Origin of the sequence: Pseudomonas sp. W5-36 (genome assembly GCF_046540455.1) — a bacterium.
Lineage (GTDB): Bacteria > Pseudomonadota > Gammaproteobacteria > Pseudomonadales > Pseudomonadaceae > Aquipseudomonas > Aquipseudomonas graminis_B.
In genome coordinates this window covers 192874-212302 of sequence record NZ_JAXCIQ010000005.1, presented here as the reverse complement: position 1 = coordinate 212302, position 19429 = coordinate 192874, and the positions used below count along the sequence as shown (strand labels likewise).

Here is a 19429-nt window from a genome sequence, read left to right as displayed (position 1 = left end):
CGAATGAATGGCCTCGATGAGGTTGGAAGGCAGGTGGGGTGCACAGATTTCCGCTTCGGGCAGCGAGCAAAACTGGCTTATGGGTAGCGCGCAGGGGTCGGACGTGAAAGCCGCTATCGTCGACCCATTAATCTATGTTTTTCTAGATTTTCGAGCCCGTAGCCCCTCTTTTATGACAGATGAAACGATTAAGCTCAACCGCGTGGCGCTGGCTTGGGTGCGACAACGTGCCCGGTTGTATCGCCTGAGGGGCAGAGGGACCGGGCGGTCAGGGGTTGCGGTTTATTCATGAAAATAAATCTGCTTTTTTTGTGGAAAGGGCTCTATATCGGCGTTCTCGGCGGGTTTTTACCTGATCAGTGGAGAAGTGCTTTACCGAAGGTGCCCCACCGCGAGATTGAGAGCGTTCAAGCCGACCCCTTCCCGGCTGAAGCCGGTCCTACAATACGAGCGCGTCCCACCTGACACACCGCGTGCGGTATTAGTAGGACCGGCTTTAGCCGGGAAGGCGTTGGATCTCGCACCGCGCACGTGATGGCGTCACCAGGATGGGCGGATCTTCCTGTACCACGGCCAGGACGAGGAACCGGTGAACGCGTCTCGCATTTGCCCGGCCGTTATCGCGCGGGCATCGGTGTCAAATGCGAGGGCGGTTCGCAAGGCAGGCCAGCAACGTTTTGGTAGACGGGCTGGCGCCTGCAAGCCGACGTGGAGGTGTTCATCCCGTGCCTGGGTCGAGGGCAGGTGGCGAAAGGGATGTTTGCCGCTTGCCAGCTCGTAGATCACACACGCCACCGCGTAGATGTCAGCGCTTGCCGACAGCTGCCGGTGTTCAAGCAGTTCAGGTGCGGCGTAGCCCGGAGTCCAGGCGTTGAAGCGCTCGCGGCTCAGGTGTGGCAGGCCGGGCAGTACGCCCTCCTCGGCCCTGCCAAGGCCGAAGTCGAACAGGCGCACGCCGTTCTCACTGAGCATGACGTTGCTCGGTTTCACATCCCCGTGAATAACACCGCAGCCGTGGGCGTAAGCCAGTGCGTCCAGCAACGGCAGCACGATCTGCCGCAGTTCTTGCCACGGCAGCCCCAGAGGCCGCTCGCAAAGAAGTTGGTCCAGCGTCAGACCTCGCATCAGTTCCATCGTGATGAAGGCGCGCTCGCAGGCGGTGTCGACGTGAAATCCGTGCACACGCAGCACGTTGTCATGCCGCAGGTAGCGGGTCAGGCAAAACTCGCTGTAGAGCACGGCGCTGGCATCGGGCGATTCGGCGAAGTCCTGGTTGAGGACCTTGAGCGCGACATACGGGTCGGGATCGCCGTACTGCTCGGCGAGCAAATCGCGGGCGCGGTAGACGGCTCCCATGCCGCCGGCGCCAAGCAGTCGCTCAATGCAGTAACGGCCTGTGAGAACGTCGGGCATTGTGCTGAAGGCCGATGGGGCCGACAGGCGAGCGGGTTCACGATTTTTCGACTGAGCGAAGGCGTAGTAGGTGAGATCGCTGGGCGGGTCATCGTCGGGGGGAGCAACGAGCGCCTGCCCATCGGGATCTGTTTGCAGAGGATCGGTCATCCGCGGATCACCACAGCCGTCAGGTTATCTCGGGCAGCACCCCGCAGCGCGTCATCGAACAGGCGCTTGAGTGCCATTGCCGGCAGAGCCAGACTCAACGCGTGGCCCAATGCATCGCTGCTCAAGCCCTGATACAAACCGTCGCTGCACAGCAAGAACGCATCGCCGGCAAACACCTCAAGCTCCAGCACCTCAAGTGTCAGTTGTTCGGCAGCGCCTACCGCTCGGGTCAAGGCGTGCCCGCCAGGGTGGGCCCGGGCCTGTCGAGCGTTCATCTGTCGTTCATCGATCAGTTGCTGTTGCAGCGAGTGGTCCCGGGACAGCTGATACAGCCGCTGACCGCGCCACAAATAGCAGCGGCTGTCCCCGGCCCAGACGCAGGCCGCCCGGTTTTCCTCCACGAGCAGTGCGACCACCGTGCTGCCAATGATGCTGTCCTGTCGGCCTGCATTAACGGTCAGCTCCTGACCCAGCCGCCGGTTCAGCCAGTGCAGGCACTGTCTGACGCCGATAAGCCTGTCATCGAAGTTTCCGTGCAGCGGCAGCTCCGCCAGACTGGCGACGATCATCTGGCTGGCGATGTCGCCCCCCTGGTGGCCGCCCATGCCATCGGCGACCACCCACAGCCCCTGCTCGGGACACTCCAGAAACGCATCTTCGTTACGTTCCCGGACCTTGCCGGCGTGGGTCCGGGCAGCGCTGCGCCAATGGCCGGCGGCCGCCATCAGAGTTGTGCCGGCATGCGGAAGCTGCGCAGCACGGCCATGTCGAACGGGTTTGGCGAGCGCTGGCTCGTCAGCAGGTAGCTGGCACGCAGCCCCCCTACGTCGGCCTTCAGAACCAAGACGTCTCGACCGCTGAGTTCCTCCCGCTGCATCGAATCCAGCAAACGGAACAATGACCACGGTCCCGAGCTTTCTTCGATACCCAATGGGCGGCCCACCATTCTGTCGAGCACCAGGCTGGTTCGACCGGCCTGGGCATCGGTGGGCCACTGAAATGACACCGGGACAATCGGGCCATGGCGGTATTCGAGGGTCTTGTCGCCCAGCTTGAATTCGGAACGGCTGACAGAAGAGTCCAGGGTATGGGGCTCAAGTTTGAACTGCAGCTGTGGCTCGGCCGGGTTGTCCGCAAAGAACCCCTGCCGGATGACCCGGGCCGCGCCCATCTGCTCGAGATACGCACGGGAGATTGGCAGGCTTTGCCCGTCGATACTGCGCAGACGGTAACTGCCCTTCTCGCCACTCACGAACGGCCGCAGAAAGCCGTCGAAGAAGCGGTCTGCGACGCCCTGTACCTTGAAGAACTCGCGAAAATCACCGAGTGCGACATCACTGGCACTGTTGGCGTTGAACGGATAACGCTTGCTGATCGCCTTAGCGTAAAAGCTGTACACCTCACTCTGGTAGTGCTGGTTCACGTGTTGATACGCGTCGCGAAGCACCAGCCGCCATGAGTCCTCGGCCAAGGTGCTGAACCACGCGCCCACCGGACGTGGCAGCCGACTGGATGCCGCACGCAAGGTGCCCAGCGCATCACGCTGCCCGCCCATGCGTGACTTGGCCATGTCGAATGCCGCCTGCTCCGGCGAGCTGGCCCTGCCCAGACTGGCCATCTGCATTTGCAGCTCGTTGAGCACTGCCAGAACGGGCACCAGATCAGCCGTCGGCCCGTCCTTTTCGTCGAGCAAGCGGTGCAACGGATCAAAGCGCGTTTGCAGGGATTTGCGCGCGGTATCCGGGACGGAGGCACTCAAGGCTTCAGAACCCTTGCTGGACGCAGCCACCGCCAGTTTGCCGGCTTTTCCCCCTTTGTCCGCCACCTGCGTGGCAACATCGATGGCGTTTGTCAGGGCCTCGGCAACCGGGGTGAAGCGTGTGTTTTCGCGGACTTCCCTGAGCAGGTTGATCACTGGCGAATGGGCCGACGTCAGGCCCGCCAGTTGCTCTGCACTGTCGGCGAAATCGTAGGGTCCGGGCAGCTCGACCGCGCTGACCGTTTCGCCCCAGTAATCGGCGTAATCGCGGAAATAGAGCTGTTCGAGCTCCACCATCAGACGCCGCATGTCCATGCCACTGAGGCCGGCGCCTTCACCCAGCACCCAGTTGTCCCGCAGGATATCGGCCACCACCCGGGAGCCGTGCACCGAGAAGTACTGCTCGTAGCCCTGTCGGGTGTAGAACCCCGGAATCACATAATCGGTGCCGACGAACAGCGCCGCCTGCGGCCCGAGGTGCTGGTCGAAACTGTAATCCGGCAAGGTACCGGCCTGCTCGCGCAGGATCCGGTAGACAACGTTCGCCAGGGACTCGCCGCGCAGGACCTGCCGTGCCTGCGACACGCGTTGATCATTGAGGGCATGGACGAAAGGCAGCTTCAGCAACCGTTCGAAGTGGCTGTTCAGACCGTCTTGCACCGCGACATTGCCGGGGTACAGCTCGGACCCATCAGCGGCGACCCGCTCCCTGAGCCACGTCGCATCACGCCGGTCTTTTATGCCGAGCATCAAATAGGCACGCAGGCTTTTGAGCAGGCCCTCACGATTCTCAAGGTTGGCGGCAATCTGCCCCTCCAGCATCATCGCCACCTGAGGCAGCAGCAGACGCTCCAGCTCGCGCTCGTAAGCGCCTTCCACAACCGGATTGACCGCTTCGCCTTGATAAAGGCCGCCACGCGCCTGGTAACCGACGTCCCCTTTGCCTGGGAAAACCTGGGTCGCCGCGTAACGGGTGTCCAGCACTTTGAGCACTGCGACAAGGTCAGTCTGGACCGTGTGCGCCGACCGCTGTTCGGCCCAGGTTCGAGCCAGGGCACTCACACTGTCGAGCCGTTCATAGTTGCTGGAAAAACTCACGGCCCAGAGGCTGCCAAACAGCGCCAGTGACGCCAGCGCCCCTGCATATAGTGCACGCTGGGCCCAATGGATACGGCTGCGCTCGCGGGTGTCCAGGCCGGCAAGGTCCGCCTCCGGGAAGATCACCCTGCTGAGCAGATGGTTGATGAAACGCGAGCGCCCGCGGCCCAGAGTCGGCAGCGATCCCGTGCTGATCCCCGGACTCACACCCCTGCCGACCGCAGGCGCGTGCATGTCCTGCTCAAAGCCGGGCGCGCTGGTGAGGTAGAAGCCCCGCAACTGGCTGGCTGACTGATAGCGATTGCCAGTGAAGGCCAGTTCCACAAACACGCACACGCGCTCGCCGATTCGACTGAGTTGATGGGGGAAGTCGAGAATGCCGCCACGGCGCGAGGGATCGCGCTCTTGATGGATGCGGGTGATCACCTGACTGTTGAGCCGAACCAGCAGTTCGCCGAATTCATCGCGCAACACCTCGGCGTCAGTGCCGCTCTGCCCTTTTCGGAAGGTCGTACCGAGGACCTGATCACTTTCCTCGCGGGTCAATTGATCGAAAAACGCGTCGAACCCCGGAAGACTGTCGGCCTTGCTCAGCACGAGGTAGACCGGCACCTCGGCGTGCAGCTTCTGATGCACCTCCTGCAAACGCGTACGCACCTGCCGTGCGAGGATTTCGAGCTCAGGGTCGCTGTCGTGGAGCAGCGTGTCGACAGGAAGTGTGACGAGTACGCCGTTCAGAGGGCGGTTGCGGCGATATCGGCGCAGCAGGTCAAGCAGCGTGCACCAGGCGCTGCGGTCGATATCAGTGCCGGGTTGGGTCAGGTAACGGCCAGCGGTGTCGACGAGCACGGCATTGTTGGCAAAATACCAGTCACAGTGGCGAGTGCCTCGAGGGTCACGGGCGAGTGTGCGCTCGGCCTTGTCGAGCGGAAACTCGAGCCCTGAAAAGTCCAGCAGGCTGGTCTTGCCGGCGCCCTCGGGGCCGATCAGCAGGTACCACGGCAGCTCGGTGCGCCAGTGATCACTGCGGCCGCGATACAGGTCTGAGGTCTTCAGTGTTTTCAGCGCGTCCTTGAACCGCGTCGTCAGTTCAGCCTGCTCCTCGTCGATCTGATCGTCGCGCTGCATGCGCGCCTGACCGTCCTCACTGTCCTCCACCGCTTTCTTGCGCTCTCCGGCACGCCAGCTGACATAGACCATGGCAAGGCCCCAGAGCAGGCACAGCGAACTGATGGTCAACAGCCGAGAGGTTGAACTCTCCCAGAACTTTCGATCGTCAACCGCGAGGGCCGGCCCGACGAACCAGACCGTGAGCGCCACGAGTAATAGCAGCAGGAGCGTCCACACCCACGTCTGACGCAAAAGCGCGCCGGTTTTCTTGAAAAGGTTTTTCATTACACGTCTCTGTTTACGGCTGCGGCTGCGATTGCGGCTGAACGGCAGGCTGATCAAACGGCTGATAAGGTTGCAGGACGGCGTTCCGGTGCTCGCCGAGCACCCAGGCAAAGCCCGAATACATCACAATCAGACAGACCAGGGTGAAGCCCACGACCATCCCGCTGGGCACGATGCGCACCAGGTTGCGGCGCTGGTTGCTCAGGCCTTCCCAATGGGGCGACAGCTCGCGAGGCGCATCACCGCGCAGCTGGCGAATTTGCCGGTAGACCGCGTCGCGGATGTTCTCGAGTTCCTGCACGCCACGGGTCTGCACCCGGTAGCGCCCCTCGAAGCCCAGCGACAGGCAGAGGTACATCAGCTCCAGCATCGGCAGATGCTTCACCGGGTTCTTCGAGAGTCGATCCAGCAACTGGAAGAATTTTTCGCCGCCGAAGGTTTCCTGGTGAAACCTGCTCAGCAGGCTCATCTGCGACCACTCGCTTTCGTTGCCCCAGCCACTCGTGACCACGGCCTCATCCAGCACTGTGCAGAGCACATAACGGGCACCCGCGACCTGACTGGTCTCGGCGCCGTTGTGCAGCGCGCGCGCTTCAAACGACTTCATCACGCGGGTCAGATGCTCATGGAGCGCGCCCATGTCTTGCGGGAGGTCCCCGCGCTTGAGCCGTACCACCTCGGACAACAGCTCCGATGCAGCGGCCACGAGCGGGTTCATGCCGACATTGAACGTCTGCGCCGGGCGCAGGTGCGCGGCGTAAATCATGCGTTCTTCCAGTTGCTCGAAGCGCGGCGGCGGCGTGGAATCCGTGATCGGCGCCGATGCGGGGCCATGACCCTGTCGGCTGACCAGCACGGTTTTGTGGTCCTGGCGGTAATCGTTATCCCTGATCATGACGGTCAATTCCTGATGGCCCAGAATTTAAGCTCCAGCTCGGCGAACTCACCGGACACATGGAACGCGAAACCGCCGGAGCGCTCCAGCTGCGCCAGGTCTTCGGAGCTGAGTTCGAGGAGGAAGTAGGTTTTGTTCGAATGAAACGCAATTTGCCGCGGCGCCACCGGCAACGGGGTGAGCTTGATGCCGGGCAGGTGCAGGTTCACCAACTGGCGGATACGCTCCACCGGTGCAACCTTGAAATGCGCCGGCAGACGATGGCGCAGTTCCTCGGAGTCGCAATGGGCACTCGCCGCCAACACAAAGGAGGCCGAACCCAGCAGCGTACGATCGTGCAGGGGCGAGACCGTGATGCCGTATTGACGCGGCTGCAGCACCAGTTCGATCGCGTGCTGCTCCAGCACCATCGACAGCATCTGCCGAAGCGCTTCCATCAATTTGCGGAAGCTTTCCCCTTGATCGCTGTGCCGATAGCGACTGTCCAGACGCGGCCGCTTGCTGTCGCTCGAGAAGGTCGCCAGATCGCCCAGCAGGGTCAGCAACACGCGGTAGAGTGCTTCCGGATGCACGTGCTCCAGACCCAGGTAGTGACGCAGCAGCAGTTCGGCGCGATTGATTAGCTGAAGCATCATGAAGTCGCCCACCTCGGCGCCGGCGACCGTGCCGCTGGCGCGGATGCGCTCGGCGATGCTGTCGCCCCGGTGACTGAGCATGCTGATGACTTCCTTCAGGCACGACAGCAGATAGCTGGAGGCATGGGACTGAAGGTAGGTCGGAACGAAATCCGGGGCGAGGCTGACCACACCGTCAGGGGTGGCGTCGAGCACATCGCAGATCTTCAGCTTGACGTACGCGTGGTCGCTCTGTTGTTCGCCCAGCAGCAATCTGAAGTCGGGACGACCGCAGCTGACCTGACACGCCGCGTCATCACCTGCATTGGAATCGGCGACTTGCGCTTCGTAAGTGGTGTAACGCGCCAGCACATCGGACTGCTCCGGACGTCGCGCCTCTACGTGATTGCCGGTGATCAACGGCAACGCCAGGTAAACAGGCGTGTTGCCGGTATTGGGCGGTATGTCGAGGGCCAACGACTGGGTGTTGCCGCCCAACTCGAACACACTGCCGTCAGGGAGAATGCCCGACGCCTGGCTGATGACCAGTTTGCCCATGTTGAGAAACTGCAGGTCGATCTCCAGCGTCAAGAATCCCCAGGCATAGCCACCCATCAAGCGAGTGCGGACTTTCAACTGGTGGTCGTAGTACCGGTCGTTGTGCTGGAAGTGCTGCGGACGCAGCAGCATGCCCTCCTGCCAGATGACTTTGTGAGTATTCATGGCTGGTCAACCGCCTCGGCGAGCGTTTCATGGGAAGGCCGAATGCCGTTTTCATCGAGGGTCAGATCGACGTCGGTGGCGGCTTGCGGCGCGAGGTAAAGCGTGGAGCGCCACGACGCTTGTGACAGGTCGCGGTACGCCGCCACAACGCCGACGTAGCGACTGCCCTTGTGCACACTGAGCTTGAGCTCGACCGTTTCGCCCGGGCGCAGCTCAAGCTCCTCGGTGGCGACCAAGTCCGGCGCCAAGGACTCTTTGGCCCGCTCATACAGGCTGAAAAAGTCAGCGTTCTCGAAGGCCACTGCATGCTCAAGCTCGTACAGCCGGACCACAACGGGTGACGGCCGGCCGTTCAGATCGGGATTCAGCTGATCGCTGGCCGTGAGCCTGAGGTTGAGTTTGGTCAGGTGTGAATACGGCGACAGCGTCGAGCAACCTGCCAGCATGAGCAGAGCAATCAACGCAGTCAGCGTACGTAGGAAGACAGTTGAACGGCGAAACATGCGCTTCATCCCTGATGATCTGTGTGGAGGGTGGAAATCAGACGAATTTGCTCTTCATAGGCCTGGGCGAAGTCCCGCGCCAGCAAGCGTTCACTCCAGTCATTGTCCTGGCGCAACGCCTGGTGATAGCGGCCGAAGGCTCTCCAGCGACTGCCGGAGGTCACGAGCAGTGGCGGGTTATCGCGCTCGAATCGCAGGGCGAGTTGCTCGGGTGAAAAATGTTCCAGCGTGGCGCGGGCTGCTGCGCGACTGGCGGCCAGCAAGGCCACCTGGTGCGCCTGCACGTCATGGAATGCCCGGTTTATTGCCAGCTCGGCAGGCAGTTGCCCGGGCTTGCCAGGGCGCAACAACGCCGACAGTGCTTCTTCAGCATCAACCGCCGACTTCAGCGGATTCCGCTGAGCGCCCTGCACGGTTGTCTGGGACAGGCGCAACTCGTTTTTCAGCTCGCTGCGGGTGTGCAGGTTCTGCTGCAGACCGCCAATGCACTGTCTGAGCAAACGGCCGGCATTGAGCGCCAGCATTTCCCGGGCATCCTGATCAAGCCCGTCGAATTCGATGCCCAGCGCTTCGGCAAACCGGGTCCAGAAGTCATCGGTCTGGCGCTCGACTTCACTCACTGCAGGCGCCGGTGGTGGCTGTGCCGCGGGATCTTCGACCAGCTCTGGCACGCGCAGGCTTTCCATGTCCACCCGGGCATAGTCCGCACGCTGTTGACCGTCCTTGATGGCGCCACCTGGCGAAATGAGTTCGTCGATGTCTGAGTGGACGCGCTCCTGCTGATCGAGCGCATTCAGCGGGTCGAGGTCCAGAAACGAGTCGTCCGGGATGATGCTGCCGGCCGCATAAATACGACCCACGTCACCGTCGAATGAGGCCGGGTCCCGTGTGAGCCGGGCACGCAGTTCGAAATCGCCCAACACATACAGACTCCCATGCTCGATGAGCACGGCCTTTCCCTTGGGCAGCCTTGCCCTGCTCTCCCCGCTCAGCACGCCATTGCTGCTGGTGTCGGTAAGATAAAAGCGGCCATCGCGGTAGCTGATCAGGATGTGGTGGTGGGACACGTGCCGATTGCGGTCAGGAATGACCCAGTCGCAGTCCTCGCCCCGTCCGATCACGCCGCCCGCCTGCCTGAAGGTTTTTTGGCACTGCTCTGCAGGCACAAACTGCCGGGCGCTGAGCATCTCGAAAACCAGTTCCATGGTGATTCTCCTGGCGGTCAGTAATTGCGGTTGGCCGCCTGCGGATCACCCAGCGGGCGATAGCTGTTGTCGTTGAACGTGTAATTCCCGCTGCAACCCGAAAGGCCACAGAGGAGAACAAGGGTGAGCAGAACAGCGTTCCGGTGATGAGCAAACATCAGAGGGTCTCCAGGGGTGAGCACCAGGCGCCAACGGTCGGCGCGAGGGAAAGCAAGTGGGAAAGAAATGGTTCGGGGCTACGCATTGACTTCACCCGGATTGATATTGAGGCGGCCAAGGCGGTACAGCAGCGTGCGCCTGGGCAGGCCAAGCTCGCGGGCGGACAGGGTCTGATTCCCCGCGTTCTTACGCAGGCAATCGAGCAGCAAGCCGCGTTCGACCTGCTCAAGACGTTCGCGCAGATTCAGGCGGGCATCATCAGGGGCGGCCTGCGCGCGGAGGGTGAAATGCTCGGTGAGCAATTCGTCGCCTTCACACAGCAGAACGGCACGTTCAACCAGCCCCTTGAGTTCGCGAACGTTGCCAGGGAAGGCATAGCCAGAAAGATAATCGAGCGCGGCGTCCGACCAGCGCAGTGCATCCCGTTGCAGAAATGCGCAAGCCTTGTCGGCAAAATGTCGGGCGAGATCGACGATGTCATCGCCGCGCTGACGCAGAGCGGGCAACTCGATGGGGAATTGCGAGAGGCGGTAGTAGAGGTCTTCGCGAAACGTGCCTTCCCTGACCATGACCGATAAATCCCGGTGGGTCGCTGCAAGGATGCGCACGTCTATCTTGTGCGTATCGTTGCAGCCCAGCGGGCGTATCTCGCCCTCCTGCAGCACCCGCAGCAGCTTGGCCTGCAGCGACAATGGCATGTCGCCGACCTCATCGAGCAACAGGGTCCCGCCGTTGGCAGCGTCGAACAGCCCGGCGCGATTACGCAGGGCACCGGTGAACGCCCCTTTGCTGTAGCCGAACAGCTCGCTTTCCAGCAGGCTTTCGGGCAGTGCCGCGCAGTTCTGCACAATAAAAGCCTGAGAGCGACGCGGACCATGGTCGTGGATGGCACGTGCCACCACCTCCTTGCCGGTGCGCGTTTCTCCGCACAGCAAAACGGTATACGGGCTGTGCAGGACTTTACTGATCATCGAACAGGTCTGGCGCAGGGGCGCGCTTTTGCCGATCAATCCATAGGCGCTGATGCTGGGCACACTGACGGGCACGGGTCGTGAGTCATCGGCACGGCGTTTCAAGCGCTGAAGCAGGTGCAATTGGCGCAGCACGAACGTGCCCAGTCGGCCGAGGGAGTCGGCAAAAGCGTGCAGCTCGAGGTGTCGAGTGCTCGCGCAGACGAGCAAGCCTTCCACCTTCTGCTTATCACTGACGATGGGCACACACAGCAGCGACTGCCAGGGCACGGCTCTGGTCGGCAGGAACCTGGTTTCATGCAGGCTGCCCGGCAAATCGGCAAGGCACACAACGCGGTTTTGGCACAGCGCAAACTGCAGCAGCTGCTCATCGTTGTAATCGGCGGGCAGGTTTTGTCCCTCGCGGGGTTGCAAGCTGCCCTCAAGGCACTCGGCGGTCATCCCCAGACCCGTATGACCCGCGTCCAGCAGATAAAGCTGTGTCAGCTCGCACCCGCTCAACTCGGCGAGCCCCAGCGCGAAACCGCCCAGCAGCGCCGCATCGTCGCTGGCGCAGGCGAGCCGGGCGAATTGCTCCAGCAACGCTTCGGCGTAGGCCAGCGGCTGCGGGACCTGAATGAACATCGCGCCCACCTCAGGCAAACTCGCAGGTCACGGCGGCTTCGTGATCGACGGTTGCGTGCACGGACGTGAGACGTTGACCTGCCGCCATCGCATCGAGCAACCGGTCAGCCACCTGAGGCAGTACGTGAAGCTCCAGCAAGTGGTCGATCAGACGTGCGCCGCTGTCACTTTGGCTGCAGCGCTCCACCAGATGATCGACCAGCGCCTCGGAAAAGGTGAACGCCAGCTGACGGCGATTCAGACGCTCGCCCAGGCGTCCCAGTTTGACCTCGATCAGTTCGCGAAGCACTGACCCGCTCACGGGGTAATAGGGGACGACGCGCATGCGGGCCAGCAGCGCCGGCTTGAAGTGACTCGCGAGCACCGGACGGACAGTGTCCTCAAGCACCTGCGCAGCGGGACGCGCGCCGTCTGCACAGAGGTCACTGATGAGGTCGCTTCCCAAGTTCGAGGTCATCAGGATCAGCGTGTTGCGGAAATTGATCTCCCGCCCTTCCCCGTCGTTGGCCACACCCTTGTCAAAGATCTGATAGAACAGATTCAACACGTCCGGATCGGCTTTTTCGACTTCATCGAGCAGGACCACGGAATACGGTCTCTGCCGCACCGCTTCGGTGAGCATGCCGCCCTCGCCGTAACCCACGTAGCCCGGCGGCGCACCAATCAGACGCGAGACGGTGTGCTTCTCCTGGAACTCGGACATGTTGATGGTGGTGATGAACCGCTCGCCGCCGTACAGCAAGTCAGCGAGCGCCAGCGCGGTTTCAGTCTTGCCCACACCGCTCGGCCCGACCAACAGGAACACGCCCACGGGTGCGTCAGGTTTGTTAAGACCGGCTGCAGTGGCCCGCATCGAACGATCAAGGGCGTGCACCGCATGCTCCTGACCGCGAATGCGGGCGCCCAAGTCCCTTGAAAAGCTGGCTATTTTGGCATTGTGCTCCCGCGCCAACTGCGCCAAGGGCACGCCGGTCCAGGCACTGATCACTTCGGCGACAAGCCGCGGGCAGACTTCGAAGCTCACCAGCCGCTCCCGGGCCTGGGCCTGAGTCAGGGCGAGGTGAATCTCATCGCGGGCGGCTTGCAGGTCTTCGACAGTGTGCGTTTCATCGACATCAACCGCCTGCGCCATTCGCTGACGCAGCTCCAGCAGGCGCTCGGCCAATCCCTTCTGTTCAAGCCAGAGTGACTCGAGCGCAAGGCGTTCTTCATCCGCAGCGCGCAAACGGTTTTCCAGTGCATCCAGTGCCGGATGATCAATGAGCAAACCGGCTTCGGCGTCACGACGCAGCGCCTGACGCTGGCGGCTGCCTTCAGCCAGCTCGTTGCGCAAACGCTCAAGACGTTGGGGGGCGGCGGCGAGGCTGATGCGAACGCGTGCGCACGCTGTGTCGAGCACATCGACGGCCTTGTCCGGCAACTGGCGGCCGGCGAGATAGCGGGCAGACAACTCAGCGGCGGCGACCACTGCGTCGTCCCGCAGATAGATGCCGTGGCTCCGCTCGTAAACGTGAGCAAGGCCACGCAGGATGGTCACTGCTTCATTGATGGTCGGTTCGTGCAACCGCACCGGCTGGAAGCGGCGGGCCAGCGCCGGGTCTTTCTCGATGTATTTTTTGTATTCAGTCCAGGTCGTCGCAGCGATGGTGCGCAGTTCGCCACGCGCCAGGGCCGGCTTGAGCAGGTTGGCCGCATCGGAGCCACCCGCCTCCCCCCCGGCCCCGATCAGGGTATGGGCCTCGTCGATAAACAATATGATCGGTTTGGGCGACGCCTTGACCTCGTCGATCACGCCCTTGAGGCGACGTTCGAACTCCCCTTTGACGCTGGCGCCGGCCTGCAACAGCCCCATGTCCAGCGACAGCAGCTCAACGTCCTGTATTGCCTGCGGCACTTCCCCGGCGACGATACGCGACGCCAGCCCTTCAACGATCGCCGTCTTGCCGACACCGGCATCACCCACCACGATCGGGTTGTTTTTCCGCCGACGGGCGAGAATATCCACCATTTGCCGAATGGCGTCGTCACGGCACAGCACCGGGTCGAGCCTGCCGTCTCGGGCCTGTTGGGTGAGGTTATGGGTAAAGCGGGTCAGCAGTGACTCGCCGACCCCATCGCGGTTGCCGGCGTCGGAATGGGCCTTCTGTGACAAGGCGAATGCTTTCAAGCGCTCGATGTTCAGTCGGGCGAGCAATGCCTGATAGCGGCTGCCCGCGTAACGCATGGGGTTGCGCAGTAACGCAAGGATCAGCGCCCCTTGTTCAACCTGGGTCTGGCCCAATTCAAGGTTGGCGACCAGCAGCGCATCCTGCAGCCACTGCACCAGTTCCGGGGCAAATACCGGGCTGCGGGACGCACTGTGTTCCATCCGCATCTGCAACGCGGCGCCAAGTTCACCCGCGTCCACGCCGGCATCCTGCAGCGCGCGGGACAGCAGGCCCTGTGGGCGCTCCAGCAAGCACAGCAACAGGTCCTCGACAAGCACCTTGCTACCGCCGCGTCCCACGCAGCGCTCGGCGGCGTGCTCCAGGTCGCGACGGCTTTCGGCGTCGAGCGCCTGAATAAGTTGTTGCAGGTTGATGTTACTCATCGTTCGGCTGTCCTTAATGATTGGCTGCCCAGGGTGACCACGCCGTCCGCGCGGTCGCGGCCCAGCCAACTGGTCCATCCCAGGCGACACGCGTTCTGTCCGGCCAGGCGCAGTTCGCGAATTTCTTCCTGACGCAGCGCCAGGCGAACGTCGTAATCAAGCGGGTCACGCAGCGTGAATCGCACCAATGCGCACAGCGGTTGGTAACCCGCGCCGATGGGCAGGAACTCGTGGAAACGCTGCCAGCCAAGCTCTCGAACATGAATGCGGAATTTGCCACTGCGGTCGCGGACGTGTTCGCCAAGCACCATGTCCTCGCCGAGCTGGCTGTTGGCTCGGCCAAGGCTGTTGCGCTGCTCTTGGAGAATGTCCACGCGACGCTCCATGCATTGTTCAATCGTCAGTGCTGCGTGTTTGAAGTAGTACCGCAGCACCGCCTCGATCAGCGCTGCCGAATGCGCGCGCAGGCTGAGCAATCCCAGGTAGGGCAGCAGTCGCTTCCAGTTCAGCTCCCGCGCCTGTCGAATCTCCTCGCTGCCCAGTCCGATGAGCGCGAACAACTGCGACGAAAACGGATCGATCGCGCCGCTTTCAAAACAGGCGCGGTAGCGGTATTTCTTCCAGATCGGCAGCATCAGCCGATGCAGGCGGTGGTGAAACAGGTCCAGGAACTGGCGGGTCGGGTTGCCTTCCTCGCTGTCGCCCAATGCCTGCTCGCTATAGAACGCAGGCAAAGGCGATCCGGATCCGACAAGTCCCGGCAGGTTGAAGCGCAGGCGTGCACGCATCAGCCCGGACGCTTCAAAAAACTCCACGCGGTCCACATCACTGCCCGGAAAACCGAGGCTCGGGTTGGCCTGGAATTCCAGCTGGTCATACAGGTCGTCATCGCTCAAATGCGGGTGCGCCATGCGCAGCCGGTCGATGACCAGCAAGACGGCCTGAAACAGCGAATATTCGCGTATGCCTTGGGTCAGCCCGCTCAAAGCAGGGGCTGCAGGCCCATACGGGGTGTCCATTGGTACACCTCTCCCTGTGTGCTTTTCACGCGCAGCTCGTGATACGAATTGAGGCTGGCGTAAAGCGCAAAAAACTCATTAAGAACGGAGGCGAACACGAACACGTCGCCGTCGCCGATATAGCCGTGCGGGTCGATGGTCAGCTCGGTGCGCAACCCGCGTACCGGCAGCCCTTTGTGCAGCCGGTCGACATGCTGGTGCCGGATCGACTTGAGCCCGCCCAGCAGGCGCTTGCTGACCTTTTCTGCGTGCGGGTCGTAATAGCGCGGCAAGTCGTAGGTTTCGAGGATCACCTTCAAGGCATTGACGTCCGCCAGGGACAGGTAGTTAAGCGACATGTTGCTGATCAGCTTCCACAGGAAGTCGCGGTTCAGCGGCGGCGCATAACTGGGCGTGGCCGGGGTGATATTGCGGAAGGTCAGACCTTCCGGTGTCTGTTCGCAGGCGATGCAAATGTCACCCAGCTTGAGCTTGCGCGGCAGGTTCTGATGGGTGCACGTCATCTCGATCGACAGGGTTTCAGAGGCTTCGGTGTGACGGATGCCGAAGCTCAGGTAGGTGTCGAGGCCATCGTGCAGCGACGATGAACGCTGGCGAATGCTGTAGTGCGGACGGCGGTTCGGCACATCGAAACTGGGGTCATGCTCAAAGGACTCGAAAGGCACGTAGGTTTCGTAACCCAAGCCACCGGGCTTCCAGCCGATCACCGATTCGACCGAAAACACGCCGCAATTTGCCGGGCTATAGAGCGCCGGCATCAGCAGGTACTCGTCCTGTTTGCCCTCGAGGCGGATCGGCGTGGCGTCATGTTTGAACAGGTTCACGATGGGCGTGCAATGGAGCTTGACGTTGTCCAGCGTCGGTCGCAGGCGCTGCACACCGCTCTTGCGAATGTCGAAACGCAATTCAAGCCCGCGTAGGCGTTTGAGCGTTTCTTCCGGCAATGCAGCGAGCAGGTCCAGACCATTCACGTCCACAAACAAAAACTTGTCCTGGAAAGCGAAGTACTCCTGCAGATAGCGGTAACCGCGGAAGGTATTCAGCGGATACGGGATCAGCGCTTCGTCTTCGGCAAATCCCACGGGCTGGATACGGTCGCCAGGGATGCTGAATGACATGGGCAGGCCGTTGACGCCCTGGATGGGCTTGCCGTCCCCGTCCAACGGCACCAGCTCGATCCTCTCGAGATTGCGCAGAAGGCTCAGATAGAGCATCTGGCTGATGTAACGCTCGCCGGCAAAATGCAGGCGCAAACGGCTCAATTGCAACTCACCAAAATGGCCTTCGCCGCTGGTCTCCAGCCGCAAACTCAACAGTGAGCCCTCGCCCTTGACCGAGTACGTCAGTGCGACCAGATCGAGCGCCTGGACATCGGTCGGGTAGCAGGTGCGGAAGCGACACTGCACGCCATCGATCGGCACGCTGTCCACCGGCGTATCCCGCTCCACCCTCAGCGCAGGCCCTGCCAGCTTCAGCGGGTCAAATTGCAGAATGCTGAAGGCAGGCAGCGGCTGCATGTAGTTGGGCCACAGCAGTTGCATCAGCGAATGACTGAGCTCGGGCAGCTCGTCATCGAGCTTCTGTCGCAGGCGTCCGGTCAGGAACGCGAAGCCTTCCAGCAGCCGCTCTACGTCAGGATCCCGTCCGGCCTGCCCCAGAAAAGGCGCCAACGCCGGGCTGCGCTCGGCAAACAGACGACCTAGCTGGCGAAGCGCGGTGAGCTCGCTTTGGTAGTAGTGGTTAAAGGACATGGTTTTACCTTCGAGCGCAGCTGTTTGGTTCAAGGGTGGTCGTTGCGGAAAACCGCCTGCTGGTGCCTTCCGTCATCGGGTGCAGTCACATGCAGCGTGTCCTGACATCAGGCTTTTCTGTGGTTGACCTGTACCTGACCGCCGCCCTCCAGGCAGGCGGCGAAAGTGACCTGACGCTTGAAACCCTCAACCTCCAGCAGCCCCTCGATACGAAAGGCGAGCCGAAGCTGATCGTTTTCGTGGGGCAGCGCGATGACCTGGACGCTGCTCAAGCGTGGCTCGTAGGTTTCGATGAAAACCTCAATAGCGAGCCGCGCGTTGGTCAACGCGTCATGAAGGCTTAAACGCATGTCGTTAAGATCCGGCAGCCCGTAGTCGATAAGCGTCTGAACGCTGCCCGCACGGGTGCTGAGCATCTTGGCCAGATGGGCAGCCACCGATGCCGTCGCAGCGTCTTCGCGGCTCCAGCCAACGCGCTTGTCGGCGTCGCCACCCAGGCGTTCAAAAAGGCTGCCGTACCCAGTCATGCGTCGACCCCCTTCACTCTTTGTCCAGCTTGCCCACCAGCGACAGGGTGAAATCGGCGCCCATGTATTTGAAATGCGGGCGCACGTTCAGGCTGACGCGATACCAGCCGGGTTCACCCTCCACGTCACTGACGATGATCTGCGCGGCACGCAGGGGACGCCGACCACGGACTTCAGCGCTCGGATTCTCCTGGTCGGCAACGTACTGGCGAATCCACTTGTTCAGTTCCAGTTCGAGGTCAGTGCGTTCTTTCCAGGAACCCAGCTGCTCGCGTTGCAGGACTTTCAGATAGTGAGCAAGACGGTTGACGATCATCATGTACGGCAGCTGGGTGCCGAGTTTGTAGTTCAGCTCCGCCGCCTTGCCCTCCGCGCTGGTGCCGAAAAACTTGGGTTTTTGAACCGAGCTGGCGGAGAAGAACGCCGCGTTGTCCGAGCCCTTGCGCATGGTCAGGGAGATAAAGCCCTCCTCCGCCAACTCGTATTCACGCCGATCGCTGACCAGGACTTCGGTAGGGATCTTGGTTTCGATTTCACCCATGCTTTCGAAGTGGTGCAGCGGTAAATCTTCGACTGCGCCACCGCTCTGGGGGCCGATGATGTTCGGGCACCAGCGGAATTTCGCGAAGCTGTCCGTCAGCTTCGTACCGAAGGCGTACGCCGTGTTGCCCCACAGGTAGTGCTCATGGCTGTTGGCAACGGTTTCCTTGTAGACGAACGACTTGACCGGATTCTCCTGCGGGTCGTACGGGTTGCGCAGCAGGAAGCGCGGCACCGTCAGCCCGACGTAGCGGGCGTCTTCCGACTGACGGAAGCTCTGCCATTTGGCGAACTGCGGGCCCTCGAAATGATCCTTCAGATCTTTCAGGTCTGGCAGGCCGGTGAAGCTTTCCAGGCCAAAGAACCTGGGGCCGGCGGCGGCGATAAATGGCGCGTGGGACATGCAGGCCACGCTGGAAACGTACTGCATCAGCTTCACGTCCGGGGCGCTGGGGGACATGAAGTAGTTGGCGATGATCGCCCCCACAGGCTGCCCACCGAACTGACCGTACTCGGCGGTGTAGATATGCTTGTAGAGACCGGCTTGCATGACCTCGGGGGAATCTTCGAAATCTTCCAGCAAGTCCTCTTTGGACACGTTGAGGATTTCAATCTTGATGTTCTCGCGAAAGTCGGTCCGCTCGACCAGCAACTGCAAACCACGCCAGGACGACTCCAGAGACTGGAAGTCCGGGTGGTGCAAAATCTCGTCCATCTGACGCCCCAGCTTGGCGTCGATCTCGGCAATCATGCGGTCAACCATTGCCTTCTTGACCGGCTCACCCGCATTTTGGGGTTTGAGCAGTTCCTCGATAAACGCCGACACGCCGCGCTTGGCGATGCCATAGGCATCCTCATCCCGAGGCAGGCGGGTTTCGGCAATGATGCTGTCGAGAATGCTGAACTCGCCGGGTTCTTTGCCCTGCTGCTGCGCTGGTGTAGTACTCATGATGTTGGCTCCTTGGCAGATGGACTCAGGTGTCCTGGGCGGCGGCGTTCAAACCCAGCTCGCCCAGCACGCGACCGCGGGACTCGTCGTTGGCGAGTACCCCTTCAATGGCTTTGCGAAAAGCGGGCGCGTTCCCCAGCGGTCCTTTGAGCGCCACCAAAGCGTCGCGCAGTTCCATGAGTTTTTTCAGTTCCGGCACTTGGTCGACCAGCGAGGCCGGATTGAAGTCCTTCATCGACTTGACGTGCAGTTGCACCGCCAACTCCTCATTCCCTCCCTCCGCTTGGAGACGGTTGGGCACGCTCAGCGTGAGGCTCAGGGCCTGCTTCGCCAGCACCTCGTCAAAGGTCATCTTGTCGATACTGATGGGCTTGCGCTCTTCGACTTTTCGCTCGTCTTTTCGCAAGGTGTAATCACCGATTGCGAGCAGCTTCAAAGGCAGCTCGATCTCTTCCTGCGCACCCCCCGTGGCGGGCTTGAACGTGACGTTGATACGTTCTTTGGGGGCTACCGATCCTTCTTTGGCCATGGCCGTTCTCCTGGT

At 61.7% G+C, this 19429-nt stretch carries 15 protein-coding genes; all 15 read right to left on the bottom strand.

What is annotated here, in order from left to right; genetic code table 11:
* Positions 1-540: 540 nt before the first annotated feature.
* Positions 541-1563 (bottom strand): serine/threonine-protein kinase, encoded by a 1023-nt coding sequence (locus tag SLW74_RS11455; protein WP_410928922.1) that lies wholly within the window; start codon positions 1561-1563, stop codon positions 541-543.
* A complete protein-coding gene (locus SLW74_RS11450; protein WP_410928921.1) occupies positions 1560-2288 on the bottom strand; it encodes a PP2C family protein-serine/threonine phosphatase in 729 nt (242 codons plus the stop codon). The genes SLW74_RS11455 and SLW74_RS11450 overlap by 4 nt, the downstream gene beginning before the upstream one ends.
* Positions 2288-5815, bottom strand: coding sequence for a type VI secretion system membrane subunit TssM (gene tssM / locus SLW74_RS11445; RefSeq protein ID WP_410928920.1), 3528 nt, complete (start codon positions 5813-5815; stop codon positions 2288-2290). The genes SLW74_RS11450 and tssM overlap by 1 nt, the downstream gene beginning before the upstream one ends.
* Before the next feature lie 13 nt (positions 5816-5828).
* Positions 5829-6710 carry a type IVB secretion system protein IcmH/DotU gene (gene icmH / locus SLW74_RS11440; RefSeq protein WP_410928919.1) on the bottom strand — a complete coding sequence of 294 codons (882 nt, stop codon included), beginning with the start codon at positions 6708-6710 and terminating at the stop codon, positions 5829-5831.
* A gap of 5 nt (positions 6711-6715) precedes the next feature.
* Positions 6716-8047 carry a type VI secretion system baseplate subunit TssK gene (tssK, locus tag SLW74_RS11435; RefSeq protein WP_410928918.1) on the bottom strand — a complete coding sequence of 444 codons (1332 nt, stop codon included), beginning with the start codon at positions 8045-8047 and terminating at the stop codon, positions 6716-6718.
* Complete coding sequence (tssJ, locus tag SLW74_RS11430) at positions 8044-8550, bottom strand: type VI secretion system lipoprotein TssJ (RefSeq protein ID WP_192130342.1); 507 nt, start codon at positions 8548-8550, stop codon at positions 8044-8046. The genes tssK and tssJ overlap by 4 nt, the downstream gene beginning before the upstream one ends.
* Before the next feature lie 5 nt (positions 8551-8555).
* On the bottom strand, positions 8556-9755 hold the full coding sequence (gene tagH, locus SLW74_RS11425) for a type VI secretion system-associated FHA domain protein TagH (protein WP_410928917.1): 1200 nt from the start codon (positions 9753-9755) through the stop codon (positions 8556-8558).
* 17 nt (positions 9756-9772) lie between these two features.
* The gene (locus SLW74_RS11420) at positions 9773-9913 is read right to left on the bottom strand and encodes a type VI secretion protein (protein ID WP_065988884.1); all 141 of its coding nucleotides are present in this window, start codon (positions 9911-9913) and stop codon (positions 9773-9775) included.
* A 78-nt stretch (positions 9914-9991) separates the two neighbouring features.
* Positions 9992-11509, bottom strand: a complete 1518-nt coding sequence (locus tag SLW74_RS11415; protein WP_410928916.1) for a sigma-54 interaction domain-containing protein — start codon at positions 11507-11509, stop codon at positions 9992-9994.
* Between the two features lie 10 nt (positions 11510-11519).
* The gene (gene tssH / locus SLW74_RS11410) at positions 11520-14099 is read right to left on the bottom strand and encodes a type VI secretion system ATPase TssH (protein ID WP_410928915.1); all 2580 of its coding nucleotides are present in this window, start codon (positions 14097-14099) and stop codon (positions 11520-11522) included.
* Positions 14096-15118 (bottom strand): type VI secretion system baseplate subunit TssG, encoded by a 1023-nt coding sequence (tssG, locus tag SLW74_RS11405; RefSeq protein ID WP_369319591.1) that lies wholly within the window; start codon positions 15116-15118, stop codon positions 14096-14098. Before tssG ends, tssH begins: the two co-directional genes overlap by 4 nt.
* On the bottom strand, positions 15082-16869 hold the full coding sequence (gene tssF / locus SLW74_RS11400) for a type VI secretion system baseplate subunit TssF (RefSeq protein ID WP_410928914.1): 1788 nt from the start codon (positions 16867-16869) through the stop codon (positions 15082-15084). Before tssF ends, tssG begins: the two co-directional genes overlap by 37 nt.
* 107 nt (positions 16870-16976) lie before the next feature.
* Positions 16977-17396: a type VI secretion system baseplate subunit TssE gene (gene tssE / locus SLW74_RS11395; protein WP_065988879.1), complete on the bottom strand. Its 420-nt coding sequence runs from the start codon at positions 17394-17396 to the stop codon at positions 16977-16979.
* Positions 17397-17409: 13 nt separating this feature from the next.
* Complete coding sequence (gene tssC / locus SLW74_RS11390) at positions 17410-18885, bottom strand: type VI secretion system contractile sheath large subunit (protein ID WP_065988878.1); 1476 nt, start codon at positions 18883-18885, stop codon at positions 17410-17412.
* A gap of 25 nt (positions 18886-18910) precedes the next feature.
* Positions 18911-19414, bottom strand: a complete 504-nt coding sequence (gene tssB / locus SLW74_RS11385; protein WP_410928913.1) for a type VI secretion system contractile sheath small subunit — start codon at positions 19412-19414, stop codon at positions 18911-18913.
* Positions 19415-19429 lie beyond the last annotated feature (15 nt).

Excerpts from the sequence above, each read along its gene's own strand:
- SLW74_RS11455 (WP_410928922.1), bottom strand. The coding sequence starts at position 1,563 with ATGACCGATCCTCTGCAAACAGATCCCGATGGGCAGGCGCTCGTTGCT.
- SLW74_RS11450 (WP_410928921.1), bottom strand. The coding sequence starts at position 2,288 with ATGGCGGCCGCCGGCCATTGGCGCAGCGCTGCCCGGACCCACGCCGGC.
- tssM (WP_410928920.1), bottom strand. The coding sequence starts at position 5,815 with ATGAAAAACCTTTTCAAGAAAACCGGCGCGCTTTTGCGTCAGACGTGG.
- icmH (WP_410928919.1), bottom strand. The coding sequence starts at position 6,710 with ATGATCAGGGATAACGATTACCGCCAGGACCACAAAACCGTGCTGGTC.
- tssK (WP_410928918.1), bottom strand. The coding sequence starts at position 8,047 with ATGAATACTCACAAAGTCATCTGGCAGGAGGGCATGCTGCTGCGTCCG.
- tssJ (WP_192130342.1), bottom strand. The coding sequence starts at position 8,550 with ATGTTTCGCCGTTCAACTGTCTTCCTACGTACGCTGACTGCGTTGATT.
- tagH (WP_410928917.1), bottom strand. The coding sequence starts at position 9,755 with ATGGAACTGGTTTTCGAGATGCTCAGCGCCCGGCAGTTTGTGCCTGCA.
- SLW74_RS11420 (WP_065988884.1), bottom strand. The coding sequence starts at position 9,913 with ATGTTTGCTCATCACCGGAACGCTGTTCTGCTCACCCTTGTTCTCCTC.
- SLW74_RS11415 (WP_410928916.1), bottom strand. The coding sequence starts at position 11,509 with ATGTTCATTCAGGTCCCGCAGCCGCTGGCCTACGCCGAAGCGTTGCTG.
- tssH (WP_410928915.1), bottom strand. The coding sequence starts at position 14,099 with ATGAGTAACATCAACCTGCAACAACTTATTCAGGCGCTCGACGCCGAA.
- tssG (WP_369319591.1), bottom strand. The coding sequence starts at position 15,118 with ATGGACACCCCGTATGGGCCTGCAGCCCCTGCTTTGAGCGGGCTGACC.
- tssF (WP_410928914.1), bottom strand. The coding sequence starts at position 16,869 with ATGTCCTTTAACCACTACTACCAAAGCGAGCTCACCGCGCTTCGCCAG.
- tssE (WP_065988879.1), bottom strand. The coding sequence starts at position 17,396 with ATGACTGGGTACGGCAGCCTTTTTGAACGCCTGGGTGGCGACGCCGAC.
- tssC (WP_065988878.1), bottom strand. The coding sequence starts at position 18,885 with ATGAGTACTACACCAGCGCAGCAGCAGGGCAAAGAACCCGGCGAGTTC.
- tssB (WP_410928913.1), bottom strand. The coding sequence starts at position 19,414 with ATGGCCAAAGAAGGATCGGTAGCCCCCAAAGAACGTATCAACGTCACG.